Genomic DNA, 15,360 nt, shown 5'->3' with positions numbered 1-15,360 from the left:
CGCGCAGAGCGAAATTCGGCCACGGCCACGGAACCCGTCTCCACGGGTCGCGCCGGGGCCGCCGCGGCCCGGAAGCGGGCCGCCCGGAGTCGTCCACAGGCTGTGGACAGACTCTCCACCGGCTGTGGACAACGACCGCCGGGGCGGGATTCTTCCCGGTCGACCACCCGGCGCGGGGCATGGGGGAAGACCAGCAGCAGGCACCCGCCGGGGAATACGGCGACGCCGGCCCGGAGTCGTGCTCCGGCCCGGCGTCGTTGTCGCCCCGTTGGCGGTCTTGCTCAGTGACCGGCCTTGGCGTGGTACTCGTCGACGATCTCCTGCGGGATCCGGCCGCGGTCGGAGATGTCCTTGCCGGCCTTCTTGGCCCAGGCCCGGATTGCCTTGTTCTGTTCCCGGTCGGCGGTGGCCCCGCCCCGACCGCGTGCGGCCCGGCCGCCGACCACGACGCCACCCCTACCCACCTTGGTGCCGTGGGCGATGTAGGGGGCGAATACGTCGCGCAATTTCTCGGCGTTCGAGCCTGACAGGTCGATCTCGTACTGAACGCCGTCGAGCGCGAACTTGACCGTCTCGTCAGCGTCCCCGCCGTCAAGGTCATCGACCAGCTTATGAATGATCTGCTTGGCCACGTCCCACATTCCTTTCGAGCAGGGTGCTCCTGCAAACTTAGAGCACAATAACCTGCGCGATGCTTGCCGCGTCAATAGGTTGCGGGAACGACCCTGTGGAGATGCGTGACTACTCCGGGCGCACCAGGGGGAAGAGGATGGTTTCCCGAATTCCCAGACCCGTGAGCGCCATCAACAGCCGGTCGATTCCCATTCCCATACCCCCGGAGGGTGGCATTCCGTACTCCATCGCCCGGAGAAAGTCCTCGTCCAGCCGCATGGCCTCGTCGTCGCCACGTGCGGCGAGCTGCGCCTGCGCCACCAGGCGCTCCCGCTGCACCACCGGGTCCACCAGCTCGGAGTACGCCGTGCCCAGCTCGAAACCGAGCACGTAGAGGTCCCACTTCTCGGCCAGCCCGGGCTCGTCGCGGTGCCCCCGGGTGAGCGGACTGGTCTCCTCCGGATAGTCGCGGACGAAGGTCGGCGCCTGCAGGCTCGGCACGACCAGTTCCTCGAACAGTTCCTCCGCCAGCTTGCCCGGCCCCCACTTGGGGTCGACCGCCAGACCCACCTTGTCGGCGTACTCCACCAGGCGGGCGCGCTCGGTGCGCACCGTGACCTCCTCGCCGAGCGCCTCGGAAAGCACCCCGAAGAGAGTCACCGACCGCCACTCGCCGCCCAGATCGAACTCCTGGCCGTCGGCGTGCGTCACCACGGTCGAGCCGCTGACCGCGATCGCCGCCTGCTGCACGAGATTTCGGGTCAGCTCGGCCATGGTGTCGTAGTCGCCGTACGCCTCGTATGCCTCGAGCATCGCGAACTCGGGCGAGTGCGAAGAGTCGACTCCCTCATTACGGAAGTTGCGGTTGATCTCGAACACCCGGTCGACGCCGCCGACGACCGCCCGCTTGAGAAACAGTTCCGGTGCGATTCGCAGATACAGATCAGTGTTGAGCGCATTGCTGTGGGTCACGAATGGCCGGGCCGCCGCACCGCCGTGCAGCAGCTGGAGCATCGGCGTCTCCACCTCGATGAAGCCCCGGCCGTGCATCGAGTCGCGCAGGCTGCGTACGGTCGCGGCCCGGGTACGCACCATCTGCCGGGCCTGCGGCCGGACGATCAGGTCCACGTAGCGCTGGCGGACCCGCGCCTCCTCGCTCAGCGGCTTGTGGGCCACCGGGAGCGGGCGCAGCGCCTTCGCGGTGACGGTCCACCGGTCGGCCAGTACGGACAGCTCGCCCCGGCGGCTGGTGATCACCTCGCCGGTCACCCCGACGAGGTCGCCGAGGTCGACCAGGCGCTTCCAGTCGTCCAGCCTTTCGGCGCCGACCCGGTCCAGGGAGAGCATGGCCTGCAACTCGGTGCCGTCGCCGTCCCGCAGGGTGGCGAAGCAGAGCTTGCCGGTGTTCCGTACGAAGATCACCCGACCGGTGACCGAGACCTGGTCACCGGTGGCGGTGTCGGTGGGCAGCTCGGCGTACTTCTCGCGGATCTCGGCCAGCGTGCTGGTCCGGGAGAATCCGACCGGGTACGGCTCGACGCCCTCGGCGAGCATCCGGTCCCGCTTCTCCCGGCGGACCTTCATCTGCTCGGGAAGGTCGTCGGCGGGATCAACTGGCACGGGGTTCTGCTCGGTCACGGCACGCTTCCTCAGAAGGAGATTTCGGGCGGGGTCAAGCCCCGAGCGTACTCAAGGCCCCAGCGAGGCGTTACGGGATAACCTGCCCGCCATGACCGACCCCACTCACGCCCTGTCGTTCGGGGCCGTCGCGAGCGACTACGACCGCTTCCGCCCCCGCTACCCGGAGCCTGCCGTCCGCTGGGCACTCGACGGGTTGGGCGCCCCGGTCCACGTCGTCGAGCTGGGCGCCGGTACGGGCATCCTCACCCGTGGGCTGCTCGCCCTCGGCCACGAGGTGGTGCCCGTGGAGCCGGACCCGGGGATGCGGGCCCAACTCGACGCCGCCACCCCGGGCGTCTCGGCCCTGGCGGGCAGCGCCGAGTCGGTGCCGCTGCCCGACGGCGCGGCCGACGCGGTGCTCGCGGGCCAGGCGTACCACTGGTTCGACACGGAGCGCGCCCACGCCGAGATCGCCCGGCTGCTCCGGCCCGGCGGCGTCCTCGCCCCGATCTGGAATTTGCGGGACGAGCGGATCGGCTGGGTCGCGGAGCTGACGAAGATCGCCCGGGTGAGCGAGAGCGCCGACGAACTGGCCGACCGGATCACCGACTTCGGGCTGGCGTTCGAGCCGGTCGAGCAGGCCGAGTTCGCGTACCGCAGCACGCTCACCCCCGACGAGCTGGTCGGGATGGTCCGGACCCGCTCCTACTACCTGACCGCCGACCCGGAGCAGCGCCGCGGCGTCGACAGGGAGCTTCGCGAACTGCTGGACACGCATCCCGACCTGGCCGGTCGGGAACGGTTCGAGCTGCCGTACCGCACGCTCGTCTGCCGGGGCCGGCGGCGCTGACGGCACCTGGCCGCACGACGGCGGCCGAACCGGCAGGCGCCTGGCCGGTCAGAGGTTGCGCTCGTAGACCATCCGCAGGCCGATCAGGGTGATCATCGGCTCGTGATGGGTGATCGTGCGGCACTCGTTGATCACCAGTGAGGCCAGCCCGCCGGTGGCGATCACCGCGCTCACCTCGCCGATCTCCTCGACCATCCGCTCGACGATCCGGTCCACCTGCCCCGCGAAGCCGAAGTAGAGGCCGGACTGGAGGCACTCGACGGTGTTCTTGCCGATCACCGAGCGGGGCTTGGCCGCCTCCACCTTGCGCAGCTGGGCGGCCCGCGCGGCGAGCGCGTCGAAGGAGATCTCGATGCCCGGGGCGAAGGCGCCGCCGAGGAACTCGCCCCGGGCGCTGATCACGTCGAAGTTGGTGGTGGTGCCGAAGTCGACCACGATCGACGGCCCGCCGTAGAGGGTGTACGCGGCCAGGGTGTTCACCACCCGGTCGGCACCCACCTCCTTGGGGTTGTCGATGGCGAGCTGCACACCGGTGCGTACCCCGGGCTCGACGATCACGCTCGGCAGGTCCGCGTAGTAGCGGGCGAGCATGTTGCGCAGCGAGCGCAGCGCGGCCGGGACCGTGGAGCAGGCCGCGACCCCGGTGATCTCGACGGCGTCCGCGGCGAGCAGGCCCCGGAACTTCAGGCCCAGCTCGTCGGCCGTCGCCCGCGCATCGGTCTTGATCCGCCAGGAGTGCACCAGCTTGTCGCCGTCGAAGGTCGCCAGCACGGTGTTGGTGTTTCCGATGTCGATGCAGAGCAGCACGCTCGCAGCCTAGACAACGCCCGGCCGCCGGTTCACCCGGTGCGCAGGTCCATGGCGACGTCGAGGATCGGCGAGGAGTGCGTCAGCGCCCCGACCGACAGGAAGTCGACGCCGGTCGCCGCGTACCGCGCCGCCATGTCGAGGGTCAGCCCGCCGGTCGCCTCCAGCTCCGCGCGGTCCCCCACCAGCGCGGCCACCTCGGTGAGCATCTCCGGGGTCATGTTGTCGAGCAGCAGGAAGTCCGCGCCGGCCTCGACCGCCTCCACCGCCTCGGCGACGGTGTCCACCTCCACCTGCACGGGCACGTCCGGGAACGCCTCCCGGACCCGGCGGAAGGCCGCCGTGATGCCGCCCGCCGCGAACTTGTGGTTGTCCTTGATCATCGCGACGTCGTGCAGGCCCATCCGCTTGTTCGTGCCGCCGCCGGCCCGGACCGCGTACTTCTCCAGGGCGCGCAGCCCCGGGGTGGTCTTGCGGGTGTCCAGCACCATCGCCTTGGTGCCGGCCAGCGCGTCCGCCCAGGCCCGGGTGTGGGTGGCCACCCCCGACATCCGGCAGAGCAGGTTGAGCGCCGTCCGCTCGGCGGTGAGCAGCAGCCGGGTCGGGCCGGTCACCGTGGCCAGCACGTCGCCGCGCGCCACCCGCGCGCCGTCGCGGGCCACCATCGACACCTCGACCGTACGACCCGTGCCGGTCACCTCGCCGACCAGCTCGAACACCGTCGCCGCCACGGCCAGCCCGGCCACCACGCCGTCGGCGCGGGCCACCAGGTCGGCAGTGTCGGTCTGCTCGGCCGGGATGGTGGCGACGCTTGTGACGTCCAGGAAGTCCGGCCCCAGGTCCTCGGCGAGCGCGTCGGAGATCACCCGCCGCACCTGCGCCGGGTCCAGGCCCGCGTCCCGCAGTGCCCGCTCCGTCGACTCCGTCATCGGGTCCCCTCCCACGTCTGCGTCAGTCTGCCCTGCGCCCCGATCGCGCCGACCAGGTGGCCGTGCCACCGCTCGTCGGCCGTCGGGAAGTCCTCCCGCCAGTGGCAGCCCCGGGTCTCCCGGCGGGCGTACGCGGCGGCGACCAGCGTCGACGCCACGGTGACCAGGTTCGTCGCCTCCCAGTCGGCCGTCCGGGGCCGGCCCCGGCCCGCGCCGAGCCCGGTCAGCACGTCGGCGGTCCCCGCCAGGGTCTCCGCCGAGCGGAGCACGCCCGCGCCCCGGGTCATCGCCCGTTGCAGCGTCGGCGTCGCCTCGGCCGGCAGCACCCAGCCCTCGCCGCCGACCCAGGCCCCCGTCGGCGCCGGCTGCGCCTGCTCGGGCAGCCCGGCCGCGATGTCCTCGGCGATCCGCCGGGAGAAGACGAGCCCCTCCAGCAGCGAGTTGCTGGCCAGCCGGTTCGCGCCGTGCACGCCGGTACAGGCGACCTCGCCGCACGCGTACAGGCCGGGGATGGAGGTCCGACCGCGCAGGTCGGTGCGGACGCCGCCGGAGGCGTAGTGGGCGGCGGGGGCGACCGGGATCAGGTCGGTCGCCGGGTCGACCCCGATGGCCAGGCAGGACGCGACGATGGTCGGGAAGCGCCGGGCCAGGAAGTCGCCGCCCAGGTGCCGGGCGTCGAGGAAGACGTGGTCCGCGCCGGTGGCCAGCAGGACCCGGTGGATGCCCTTGGCGACCACGTCCCGGGGCGCCAGCTCGGCCAGCTCATGCTGCCCGACCATGAACCGCTTGCCGTCGCCGTCGACCAGGTGGGCGCCCTCGCCGCGCAGCGCCTCGGAGACCAGCGGCTGCTGGGCGTGCCCGGCGCCGGGCACGCCGGCACCGGCCGGGGTGATCAGCGCGGTCGGGTGGAACTGGACGAACTCCACGTCGGTGACCGCCGCGCCGGCCCGCATTGCGAGGGCCACCCCGTCCCCGGTCGACACGGCCGGGTTGGTGGTGGCCGCGTAGATCTGGCCCATCCCGCCGGTGGCCAGGACGACCGCCCGGGCCAGGATGGCGCCCACGCCGTCCTCGCTGCCCTCGCCGAGCACGTGCAGGGTGATGCCGCAGGCGGGGCCGAGCCCGCCGGGACCGTCCCCGGGGGCGCGCAGCAGGTCCAGCACCAGGGCGTGCTCGACCAGCCGGATCCAGGGGTCGCGGCGGACGGCGGCGTGCAGGGCGCGCTGCACCTCCGCCCCGGTGGCGTCGCCCCCGGCGTGCACGATCCGGTCCGCCCGGTGCCCGCCCTCGCGGGTGAGCATCAACGAGCCGTCCGGGTTGCGGTCGAACTCCGCCCCGATCCGCATCAGCTCGCGCAGCCGCGTCGGGCCCTCCTCGACGAGTACCCGCACCGCCGCCGGGTCGCAGAGCCCGACGCCGGCGATCTCGGTGTCCGAGGCGTGCGCGGTCGGGGTGTCGTGCGGGTCGAGCACGGCGGCGATGCCACCCTGCGCCCAGCGGGTCGACCCCTCGTCGATGTTGACCTTGGTGACGACGGTGACGTGCAGCCCCGCCTCGCGCAGATGCAGCGCGGCGGTGAGCCCCGCCACCCCGGAGCCCACCACGATCACGTCGGTGGTCTCCACCCAGCCCGGCGCGGGGGCGGCCAGCAGGCCGGGCAGCGTCGGCAGGTCGACGGTCGGAAGGTCCATGCCCACAGTCAACCCGAAGGGTCCTCGCGAGGGGCGGCGGGGGCGGGACGAGTGGTTTGGGCCATGACGTCCGGACGCGCGCCACCGGCCGGGCCGGCTGTCGGGCCGGCCAACCCCGAACTCCCCGTTATCTCTTCCGCACCGGAAGGGCCGCAGGGCCCGCGCCCCGCAGGGAGCCGGTCACCGAGCGGTCGTCGAGCCAGAGGTAGCAGCGGACGCCCCGGTCCCCGACGCGCCACCGGCCGGCCCCCGGCGGGCGGACCACCACGCCGCTGCGGAACCGCAGAGCGGCGTCCTCGGGCACCCCCACGTAGCGCCCGAGCACCGAGCGGCAGCCGGCGTACAGCGGCGCCCAGTCGGCGGGGCGGGTCGGGTACGGGCGGTCGGGCGCCCGCCACACCCCGACGAACTCGACGTCGTGCCTGGTGGCGCAGTCGACCGGGAGCAGCGTGCGCACCGAGCCGCCGTCGGCGCGGGCCTGCTGACAGCCCAGCCGCAGCGGGGACGGCCCACGGAGCGCGTCCCGCAGGCTGCCGGTGCGGACCACCACCGTGGCGGCGGCCTCGACGGTGCTCACCTCGGTCAGGTCGCACCGGTACCAGCGGGCACCGGCCGCCCAGCCGGGCCCGGAGGGCAGCGCCACCGCCAGCCGGAGCCGCCCCGCCCGCCAGTCGTCGCCGACGTGGCCGCTGGCCCGGGTGTCGCACTCGGCGAAGGCGCCCCGCAGCTCGGCGGAGCCGCCCGGCGGCGGGGCGGGCCGCTCGGCCGGGAAGGCGCCGACGTGCACGGTCTCGACGCGGTGCGGAGCGGCGCAGTCGACCGGCGCGTACGCCGCCAGGGTCACCACGTCGGCGAAGTCGGCCTCGTGACACACCCCGGCGGCCGGCGTGAAGGGCCCGGGCGCGGCCATGGCCGGCCAGTCGTCGGCCAGGTCACCGTCCAGCCCGGCGGCGCCCGCACAGCCGGCCAGCATCGCGGTCGCGGCGAGGGCCGCGAGCAGACTGGACACACCACGGTGCATCGCGGCCTCCCCCAGCCACCACCCGCGTCACCCGAGCCCTCTCACCCTACCCACCGCCCCCTCCCGGTAACAGACCGCACATCCTCCCCTCTCCCGCGATCTTGCACCTTCTGCCCCGACAAGCCACACAGTGCGGACAAATCAAGGGCCATAAGTGCAAGATCGCCGCAAGGGGCGGGGTGGGAGGGGAGGGGAGGGGGGCAGGGGTCAGCGGAGGGCGGCTCGGGGGTTGGGGACAGGGGCGCCGGCGGTGCCGGGGGCGGCGGTGGTGGGGTCGTCGTTCAGCTCGACGACGCGGTTGTCGGTGTCGACGTGCACGACGCGGGGACAGTAGGCCCGGGCCTCGGCGTCGTCCATCTGCCCGTACGAGATGAGGATGACCAGGTCGCCCGGGTGCACCAGGTGGGCGGCGGCGCCGTTGATGCCGATCACGCCGCTGCCCCGCTCGCCGGGGATCACGTACGTCTCCAGCCGCGCCCCGTTGGTGATGTCCACGATCGCCACCTGCTCACCGGGGATGAGGTCGGCGGCGTCGAGCAGATCCTCGTCGACGGTCACCGAGCCGACGTAGTGCAGGTCGGCCTGGGTGACCGTGGCCCGGTGGATCTTCGACTTGAGCATGGTGCGCAGCATCGGGATGCCTTTCGCGGATGTCGGGGGTGGACTTCAGGAACGGGGGGCGAGCCGGATCGCCGCGTTGTCGATCAGCCGGGTGGTGCCGACCTTGGCGGCGACGAGCAGCCGCGCCGGCCCGGAGACCGGCCCCGGTTCCAGGTCCGCGTCGGTGAGCACCAGGTAGTCGAGCCGCGCGCCGGGCGTACCGGCGCCGAAGGCGGCGTGCGCGGCGGTGAGCACCTCCCCCGCGTCACCACCCGCCTCGGCGGCCCCGGCCCCGGCCCGCAGCGCCGCCGACAGGCTCAGGGCGGCCTCCCGCTCGGCCGGGGAGAGGTAACGGTTGCGGCTGGACATGGCCAGCCCGTCCGGCTCCCGCACGGTGGGCACGCCGACCACCTCGACCGGCACGTCGAGGTCCCGGGCCATCCGCCGCACCAGGGTCAGCTGCTGGTAGTCCTTCTCGCCGAAGAACGTCAGGTCGGCGCGGGTGAGCTGGAGCAGTTTCAGCACCACGGTGAGCACCCCGTGGAAGAACCCGGGGCGGCTCTGCCCCTCCAGGTCCTCGCCGAGCGCGCCCGGGTTCACCCGCACCCGCGGCTCGCCGTCCGGGTACATGTCGACCACGGCGGGGGCGAAGACCACGTCCGCGCCCGCCCGCCGGCAGATCTCCAGGTCGGCGTCGAGCGTGCGCGGGTACCGGTCGAAGTCCTCGGTCGGGCCGAACTGCAACGGGTTCACGAAGATCGTGACGATCACGTGGTCGGCCCGTTCCCGGGCCGCCCGCAGCAGCGTCTCGTGCCCGGAGTGCAGCGCGCCCATGGTCATCACGACGCCGACGGTGCCCTTGAGCCCGTCGCGCGCCGCGGCCAGCTCGGCCCGGGTGTGCACCAGCTCCGGCATGCGGTCCTCTCCCTTCCCTGCCAGCCCCGTCACGCCGCCACCTCCCGCCGGTCGCCGGCGAGCACGCCGAGCAGCGACTCCGCGTCGACCGGCCGGAGCCGCCCCGCGGCGATGGCCCGGTCGGCCGTACGCCGGGCCAGGGCCAGGTAGGGCGCCACGGACTCGGGGGCGGTCGCGGCGAGCCGGGCCAGGTGCCGTTCGACGGTGCCGGCGTCGCCCCGGGACACCGGCCCGGTCAGCGCGTCGTCGCCGAGGCGCAGCGCGTTCTCCAGGGCGGCCCGCAGCAGCGGAGCGAGCACCTTCTCCGGCTGGGTCACCCCGGCGTCGCGCAGCCGGTCGGCCGCCTCGTTGACCAGGGTGACCAGGTGGTTGGCGCCGTGCGCCAGAGCCGCGTGGTAGAGCGGTCGGTCCGCCTCGCCGACCCACTCCGGCACCCCGCCGAGGTCGGCGACCAGCCGGGCGGCCAGGGGGCGCAGCTCGGCCGGGGCGGTGACCCCGTACGAGATGCCGGCCAGCCGGGCGAGGTCGTCCGGTGCCCCGGTGAAGGTCATCGCGGGGTGCAGGGCGAGCGGCCGGGCACCGACCGCGGCGGCGGGGGCGAGCACGGCCAGGCCGTGCGCGCCGGAGGTGTGCGCGACCACCTGACCGGGCCGCAGCGCGCCGCCGTCGGCCAGGGCGGCGACCACTCCGGAGAGCGCGTCGTCGGGCACGGCGACAAGCAACAGGTCGGTGGCCGCCCGGGCCACGGCGGCGGCGGAGCGGCGGGGCACGCCGGGAAGCAGCAGGGCCGCCCGGGCCCGGGACGCGCCGGAGCCGCCCGTGGCGGCCACGACCCGGTGACCGGCGGAGGCCAGCGCGGCGCCCAGCACGGCGCCGACCCGGCCTGCGCCGATGACGCCGACGGAGAGGAGACGGGGGGTGGTGGCCGGCGGGGCGGCGGCCCGGAGGGCGGCGGCCGGACGCGGGCGCAGCGGTGCGCTCATGGCGACGATCCAGTCCTCGAGAAGGGGTACCGGTCGATGGCAAGTATGCGCCGGGGTTACGGAAGCGGGACAAGGATGTGTGAAAACGTTCACCGATGGCATGACCCGGGCCGCCCCGCCGACGCGGAGCGGCCCGCTGGACGGGGGGTCAGCGGCCGGCGCGCAGGAACCCGGCGTCGAGGAACTTGAAGTTGGTGTCGGGGCGGGCGTCGCCGTCGCCGCCCGGAGTCTCTGGGGTGTTCCGGCCGTCGTGCACCACCAGCAGCCCGCCGGGGAAGCCCGGCAGCGGGGTGGCGACCACGGCCGCGCCGTCGCACTCCTGCGACCCGTCGACCGGGCCGTCGACGACCGCGAACCGGCCGGTGTGGCGGCCGGTGCGCCGGTCGTAGGTGTGGAAGGTGTCGTCGCCCTGGCTGGACACGACGAGCGTGCCGGCGTACCGGCCGGTCTGGTAGATGGTCAGCCCTTCGACGTCCTGGGCGATCCGGCCGCCGAAGCCAGGGTCGGCGGAGTGGTCGGTCACGCAGTCGTCCACCTCGGGGTCGAACGCGGCCGGCACCCCGAACTCGCGGACCCGCTCCACGGCCACCGGGGCGCCGACGAACCGGCCGCCGGCCAGCCGGGTCCGCCACAGGCCGACCTTCTCCTGAGCCAGGTGCACCACGCCGGTGGCCGGGTCGACCACCGTCCCCTCGACCTGCGGGCCGTCCCCGGGATCGGTGCACGGCGACCAGGAGGTGCCGTCGGGCAGGGCGAAGCGCGACGGCAGGGTGAGCCGGTCCACGGGCCGGTAGGAGACCCGGCCCGCCCGCTCGACCAGCCGGAACAGGCCCACCTCCGGGGTACTGCGCCGGCTGACCACCGCGTAGGCGGTGCCGTCGGGGGCGGTCCAGGCGCCCAGCCCGTACGCGGTGCGCTGCTCGTTGACCTCGGCCTGGTCGCGGCTGAAGGCGTACGGCACGTCCGGCGCGGTGACGTCGGTCAGCCGCCGGGTCGCCGGGTCGATCCGGTAGAAGCGCAGCTGGTCCCGGCCCCGGTCGGTGACCACGGCCAGGTCCACCCGCCGCTGGCCCAGCCGAAAACCGGTGACCAGGTCGACGTTGTTGAACCGGCCCGCCTCGTCGTCCGGGCCGGGCGCCGGCGGGGTGGGAATCGCCTGCCGCTGCCGGGCGTGCAGGTCGTACACCCGCAGGCCGCCGTTCTTGGCGGTGGCGACGACCAGGCTGCCGGCCCGGTCGGTGGGGTGCACCCAGATCGCCGGGTCGTCGGCGTCCGCGTCGCCGCCGGCGGCGTCGTCGAAGAGCGAGGGCGTCTCGACCGCCGCCCGGACGGCCCGCGGCGTCTCGTCGGCGCCGGCGCGGGCCGGCGCGGCGGACGCCGGCGTGCCGGCCAGCAGCAGCGGTACGACCGTGAGGGCGGGGAGGAACAGTCGTCTCATGACCGCTGACCGTAGGGTCGGCATGGTGACGTGGGCTGAACGGAGCATGAACTGATGTCCATCCGCTGGCGGGACGCCATGGAACGGGCGCTCTACGGACCGGACGGCTTCTTCGTCTCCGGCGCCGGCCCGGCCGCGCACTTCCGCACCAGCGCGCACGCCGCCCCGCTGTTCGCCAACTGCCTCCTGCGCCTGCTGGCCGACCTCGACCGCGCGCTGGGGCACCCGGGCCGGCTCGACGTCGTCGACGTCGGTGCCGGGCGCGGCGAACTGCTCTGGTCGCTGCTCGCGGGGCTCGCCGGGGAGCCCCCCGCCGGCCCCCGGGCGCGGCCGGCCGGCGCCGACCCGGTGCCGCTGGCCCGGCGCGTACGGCTCACCGCCGTCGAGCGGGCACCCCGGCCCGACGGGCTGCCGGCGGAGATCCACTGGACCTCGGAGATCCCGGACCGGATCACCGGGCTGCTGCTGGCCACGGAGTGGCTGGACAACGTGCCGCTCGACCTGGCCGTGCGGGCCGGCGACGGCTGGCGCTACCTGGCGGTCGACCCGGGAACCGGCACGGAGGCGGTGGGCGACCCCGTCGAGGCGGCCGACGCCGCCTGGCTCGACCGCTGGTGGCCGAGCGGACCCGGGTCGCGCGCCGAGATCGGCAGGAGCCGCGACGAGGCGTGGGCGGACGCCGTGCGCCACGTCGACCGGGGGCTGGCGCTGGCCGTGGACTACGGGCACCTGCGCGACGGCCGGCCCGTGGACGGGACGTTGACCGGTTACCGGGACGGGCGTCAGGTGCCGCCGGTGCCGGACGGGACCCGCGACGTCACCGCACACGTCGCCGTGGACTCCGTCGCCTCCGCCGGTGAGCGGGTCGCCCGGTGCGCGTACGACCTGGTGTCGCAGCGGGAGGCGCTGCGGGCGCTCGGGGCCGACGGCGGGCGACCGCCGCTGAGCCTGGCCGCCGCCGACCCGACCGGGTACGTGCGGGCGCTCGCCGCCGCGTCGACGGCGGCCGAACTGACCGACCCGGCCGGGTTGGGTGGGCACTGGTGGCTGCGGCAACCGGTCGGCGTCGACCCCGACCGGTTCATGGCACGATGACGGGCATGACCACGGATGCCGGCGACCTCCGCGAGCTGACCGTCGGCACCGGAGCCGGCCTGGTGGCGGGCACCGGCGGGGAGCAGCTCGGCACCGACATGGTGCTCAACATCGGGCCGCAGCACCCCTCCACGCACGGCGTGCTCCGGCTCCGGCTGGTCCTCGACGGCGAGCGGGTGGTGGCCTGCGAGCCGATCGTCGGCTACATGCACCGGGGCGCGGAGAAGCTCTTCGAGGTACGCGACTACCGGCAGATCATCGTGCTGGCCAACCGGCACGACTGGCTCTCCGCCTTCTCCAACGAGCTGGGCGTGGTGCTCGCCGTGGAGCGGCTGATGGGCATGGAGGTGCCGGAGCGGGCCACCTGGCTACGGATGGCGCTGGCCGAGCTGAACCGGGTCCTCAACCACCTGATGTTCCTCGGCTCCTACCCGCTGGAGATCGGCGCGATCACCCCGATGTTCTACGCGTTCCGCGAGCGGGAGACCATCCAGGCGGTGATGGAGGAGGTCTCCGGCGGCCGGATCCACTACATGTTCAACCGGGTGGGCGGGCTCAAGGAGGAGGTGCCGTCCGGCTGGACCGGCCGGGCGCGGGCCGCCATCGCCGAGGTCCGCCGGCGGATGCCGGACCTGGACAACCTCATCCGGCGCAACGACATCTTCCTGGCCCGCACGGTCGGCGTCGGGGTGCTCTCCGCCGCGGAGGCCGCCGCGTTCGGCGCGTCCGGGCCCGTCGCCCGGGCCTCCGGCCTCGACCTCGACCTGCGCCGCGACGAGCCCTACCTGGCCTACGGCGAGCTGGACGTGCCGGTGGTGACGAAGACCGCCGGGGACTGCCACGCCCGCTTCGAGGTGCTGCTCGACCAGGTGTACGCCTCGCTCGACCTCGCCGAGCAGTGCCTGGACCGGGTGGACCGGCTCACCGGGCCGGTCAACACCCGGCTGCCGAAGGTGCTCAAGGCGCCCGAGGGACACACCTACGCCTGGACCGAGAACCCGCTCGGCATCAACGGCTACTACCTGGTCTCCCGGGGCGAGAAGACGCCGTGGCGGCTGAAGCTGCGCACCGCGTCGTACGCGAACGTGCAGGCGCTGGCCACCCTGCTCCCCGGCTGCCTGGTGCCGGATCTGATCGCCATCCTCGGCTCGATGTTCTTCGTGGTCGGCGACATCGACAAGTGACCGCCGGCCGCCGCGTCCGGTGCTGCCGGCGGTCGGGTCAGCGCCAGCGGTCGGTGGAGCGGGTGCCGCCCGCGCGTGGCCCGTCGTCCCGCGGCGGATACCCGTAGCGCTCGTCCTGCCGCTGGCCGGCCTGGCGCTGCTCCTGCCGAAAATCGCCGACGTGCTGGTCGTGCCGCTGCGGCTCGGGCTCGTGGTGCGGCTCGGGCTGGCGTCCCCGCTGGCGGGGCGGGCGCCACTCGTCGGGCACCGGCACCCCGCCGGGCGGCAGGGCCGGGACGTCCGCCGGCTCCGCCCAGTCGCCGCGCCACCCGTCGTCCGCCCGGGCCGCGCCCCGATTCGGCTCGTCGCGGCGTACCGCCGCCCAGCGGTCCGCGACCCGGTACTCGGTGCCGGTGGCGTCCGAGTGCACCTCGGCCCGCCGCTCCCCGACCCGCATTTCCCGCCCGCGGTCGTCGTCCCGCACCGTGGCCCACCGGTCACCGGCGCGCAGTTGCGACCAGTACTCGTCGCCCTCCGCCCCCGCCTCCTCGGCCGGGTACGACCGCCCGTCCCCCGGTTGCCCTGCCGGCGCGGCGCGACCGGACCCGGCCGCCTCACCCCGCCCCCGGTCGTCCCGGCGGTGCCCGCCGTCACGCGCCCGGTCGTCCCGGCGGTGCCCGCCGTCGCGCCCCCGGTCGTCGCCGTGGCGGGGCCGGTCGGCCGGGTCGCCGTACCCGTGGTCGGCCCGGGACCGGTCGTCCGGCCCGCCCGGCCACGGCCGCTCCTCCGGCGCCGGTGACCAGCGTTCCGCGTACCCGTCGTCGTATCGGCCACGCCGGTCACCGGGCACGGACGCGGTGCCGTCCACGATGGTGTGCCGGGTGGTGACGTGCACGGTCTCGGTGTGCCGGACCATGCCGACCGGGCGGGCCGGGGGCGGGCTCCCGGGTTCCGCCGGCCGACCCGCGCCGTACACGCCGGCCGCCCCGGCGGCGGGCCGCTCGGCGTACCTGCCGGGCGGCCCACCGGCCGGTGACTCCGTGTCGTGTCCGCCGGCCCGGCCGGGCGCGGGCCGCTCGGCGCGCGGGGCCGGCTGCGCCCGACGGGTGTGTTCCTCGTCCTCCCGGTCGGCGTGCCTCCGGCGGGGTGCCGCCTCGTCCTGGGCGCCCGGCGTCCGATCCCAGCCGGTGCCGTCGGCGGGAACCCGGGCCCGGCCAGCACCGGCGGAGTCGTCGACCCCGGCCAGCGCGGCGCTGCTGGCGTCCAGCCGACGGCGCAGCGCGGTCACCGCCTCCTGCGCCCGCTGGGCATGGTCGAGCGCCTGGTTGCCACGCTGGGCGGCGGCCGCGATCTCCCCGCGCAGCTCGTGGCGGAGCTGCTCGATCTCGTCCAGCAGCTCCTCGGTCCGGGCCGGACCCGCGCCGTCGGCACGCAGCGCGATCGACAGGCCGATCAGCACCACGGCCATGATGGCGAGCACGGCGGCGAACCGCAGCGGGCCGTTGCCGTCCGCGACGAGCAGGATCAACGCGGCCACCGGTGCCAGTGCGACACCGATCCAGAAGAGCACGGCGAGCAGCGGGAGGCTGCGCTTGTCAGCGGAGGCGACCGGGGCTGGCATGGATCCGGAGCCTAC

Annotated in this window: 14 protein-coding genes; 3 read left to right on the top strand and 11 right to left on the bottom strand. The window is 74.7% G+C overall.

The genetic code is table 11. From position 1 onward, the window contains the following. Nucleotides 1-281 precede the first annotated feature (281 nt). Together ABZ809_RS14590 and lysS are read right to left on the bottom strand one after the other, a co-directional pair. Complete coding sequence (locus tag ABZ809_RS14590) at nt 282-632, bottom strand: Lsr2 family protein (protein ID WP_323135733.1); 351 nt, start codon at nt 630-632, stop codon at nt 282-284. Nucleotides 633-741: 109 nt separating this feature from the next. Then, nucleotides 742-2,250: a lysine--tRNA ligase gene (lysS, locus tag ABZ809_RS14585; RefSeq protein WP_357562955.1), complete on the bottom strand. Its 1,509-nt coding sequence runs from the start codon at nt 2,248-2,250 to the stop codon at nt 742-744. A 91-nt stretch (nt 2,251-2,341) separates the two neighbouring features. On the opposite strand from lysS, the gene ABZ809_RS14580 reads away from it, so the two are divergent. Next, entirely contained in the window at nt 2,342-3,082 is a 741-nt protein-coding gene (locus ABZ809_RS14580; RefSeq protein ID WP_357562954.1) for a class I SAM-dependent methyltransferase, read from the top strand. 48 nt (nt 3,083-3,130) lie between these two features. Here the strand turns inward: ABZ809_RS14580 and ABZ809_RS14575 are convergent, their stop codons facing one another. The 8 genes from ABZ809_RS14575 to ABZ809_RS14540 all read right to left on the bottom strand — a co-directional run bounded on the left by ABZ809_RS14575 (nt 3,131) and on the right by ABZ809_RS14540 (nt 11,466). After that, nucleotides 3,131-3,889, bottom strand: coding sequence for a type III pantothenate kinase (locus ABZ809_RS14575; protein ID WP_357562953.1), 759 nt, complete (start codon nt 3,887-3,889; stop codon nt 3,131-3,133). Nucleotides 3,890-3,921: 32 nt separating this feature from the next. Continuing rightward, nucleotides 3,922-4,818, bottom strand: a complete 897-nt coding sequence (nadC, locus tag ABZ809_RS14570; protein ID WP_357562952.1) for a carboxylating nicotinate-nucleotide diphosphorylase — start codon at nt 4,816-4,818, stop codon at nt 3,922-3,924. After that, a complete protein-coding gene (locus tag ABZ809_RS14565) occupies nt 4,815-6,509 on the bottom strand; it encodes an L-aspartate oxidase (RefSeq protein WP_357562951.1) in 1,695 nt (564 codons plus the stop codon). Before ABZ809_RS14565 ends, nadC begins: the two co-directional genes overlap by 4 nt. A 127-nt stretch (nt 6,510-6,636) precedes the next feature. Continuing rightward, nucleotides 6,637-7,530, bottom strand: a complete 894-nt coding sequence (locus tag ABZ809_RS14560) for a septum formation family protein (protein WP_357562950.1) — start codon at nt 7,528-7,530, stop codon at nt 6,637-6,639. Nucleotides 7,531-7,737: 207 nt separating this feature from the next. Next, nucleotides 7,738-8,163 (bottom strand): aspartate 1-decarboxylase, encoded by a 426-nt coding sequence (panD, locus tag ABZ809_RS14555; protein WP_357562949.1) that lies wholly within the window; start codon nt 8,161-8,163, stop codon nt 7,738-7,740. A 33-nt stretch (nt 8,164-8,196) separates the two neighbouring features. Further along, nucleotides 8,197-9,045, bottom strand: coding sequence for a pantoate--beta-alanine ligase (panC, locus tag ABZ809_RS14550; protein WP_357562948.1), 849 nt, complete (start codon nt 9,043-9,045; stop codon nt 8,197-8,199). A gap of 29 nt (nt 9,046-9,074) precedes the next feature. After that, nucleotides 9,075-10,028: a Rossmann-like and DUF2520 domain-containing protein gene (locus ABZ809_RS14545; RefSeq protein WP_357562947.1), complete on the bottom strand. Its 954-nt coding sequence runs from the start codon at nt 10,026-10,028 to the stop codon at nt 9,075-9,077. Between the two features lie 148 nt (nt 10,029-10,176). Continuing rightward, a complete protein-coding gene (locus ABZ809_RS14540) occupies nt 10,177-11,466 on the bottom strand; it encodes a phytase (RefSeq protein ID WP_357562946.1) in 1,290 nt (429 codons plus the stop codon). Nucleotides 11,467-11,520: 54 nt separating this feature from the next. On the opposite strand from ABZ809_RS14540, the gene ABZ809_RS14535 reads away from it, so the two are divergent. Together ABZ809_RS14535 and ABZ809_RS14530 are read left to right on the top strand one after the other, a co-directional pair. Further along, a complete protein-coding gene (locus ABZ809_RS14535) occupies nt 11,521-12,561 on the top strand; it encodes an SAM-dependent methyltransferase (RefSeq protein ID WP_357562945.1) in 1,041 nt (346 codons plus the stop codon). Next, nucleotides 12,558-13,745, top strand: coding sequence for an NADH-quinone oxidoreductase subunit D (locus tag ABZ809_RS14530; protein WP_357562944.1), 1,188 nt, complete (start codon nt 12,558-12,560; stop codon nt 13,743-13,745). The genes ABZ809_RS14535 and ABZ809_RS14530 overlap by 4 nt, the downstream gene beginning before the upstream one ends. Nucleotides 13,746-13,782: 37 nt before the next feature. Here ABZ809_RS14530 and ABZ809_RS14525 read toward each other — a convergent pair whose 3' ends face one another. Next, nucleotides 13,783-15,345, bottom strand: coding sequence for a hypothetical protein (locus tag ABZ809_RS14525; protein ID WP_357562943.1), 1,563 nt, complete (start codon nt 15,343-15,345; stop codon nt 13,783-13,785). Nucleotides 15,346-15,360: the final 15 nt, after the last annotated feature.

Origin of the sequence: Micromonospora sp. NPDC047074, from assembly GCF_040643815.1 — a bacterium.
Taxonomy (GTDB): Bacteria; Actinomycetota; Actinomycetes; order Mycobacteriales; family Micromonosporaceae; genus Micromonospora.
The sequence above is the reverse complement of the archived record's forward strand: the minus strand, read 5'-3'. Positions and strand labels throughout refer to the sequence as shown.

What these genes read in the sequence shown, in the direction of transcription:
- ABZ809_RS14580 (WP_357562954.1), top strand. Translation starts at nt 2,342, where the DNA reads ATGACCGACCCCACTCACGCCCTGTCGTTCGGGGCCGTCGCGAGCGAC.
- nadC (WP_357562952.1), bottom strand. Translation starts at nt 4,818, where the DNA reads ATGACGGAGTCGACGGAGCGGGCACTGCGGGACGCGGGCCTGGACCCG.
- ABZ809_RS14565 (WP_357562951.1), bottom strand. Translation starts at nt 6,509, where the DNA reads ATGGACCTTCCGACCGTCGACCTGCCGACGCTGCCCGGCCTGCTGGCC.
- ABZ809_RS14560 (WP_357562950.1), bottom strand. Translation starts at nt 7,530, where the DNA reads ATGCACCGTGGTGTGTCCAGTCTGCTCGCGGCCCTCGCCGCGACCGCG.
- panD (WP_357562949.1), bottom strand. Translation starts at nt 8,163, where the DNA reads ATGCTGCGCACCATGCTCAAGTCGAAGATCCACCGGGCCACGGTCACC.
- panC (WP_357562948.1), bottom strand. Translation starts at nt 9,045, where the DNA reads ATGCCGGAGCTGGTGCACACCCGGGCCGAGCTGGCCGCGGCGCGCGAC.
- ABZ809_RS14545 (WP_357562947.1), bottom strand. Translation starts at nt 10,028, where the DNA reads ATGAGCGCACCGCTGCGCCCGCGTCCGGCCGCCGCCCTCCGGGCCGCC.
- ABZ809_RS14540 (WP_357562946.1), bottom strand. Translation starts at nt 11,466, where the DNA reads ATGAGACGACTGTTCCTCCCCGCCCTCACGGTCGTACCGCTGCTGCTG.
- ABZ809_RS14535 (WP_357562945.1), top strand. Translation starts at nt 11,521, where the DNA reads ATGTCCATCCGCTGGCGGGACGCCATGGAACGGGCGCTCTACGGACCG.
- ABZ809_RS14530 (WP_357562944.1), top strand. Translation starts at nt 12,558, where the DNA reads ATGACGGGCATGACCACGGATGCCGGCGACCTCCGCGAGCTGACCGTC.
- ABZ809_RS14525 (WP_357562943.1), bottom strand. Translation starts at nt 15,345, where the DNA reads ATGCCAGCCCCGGTCGCCTCCGCTGACAAGCGCAGCCTCCCGCTGCTC.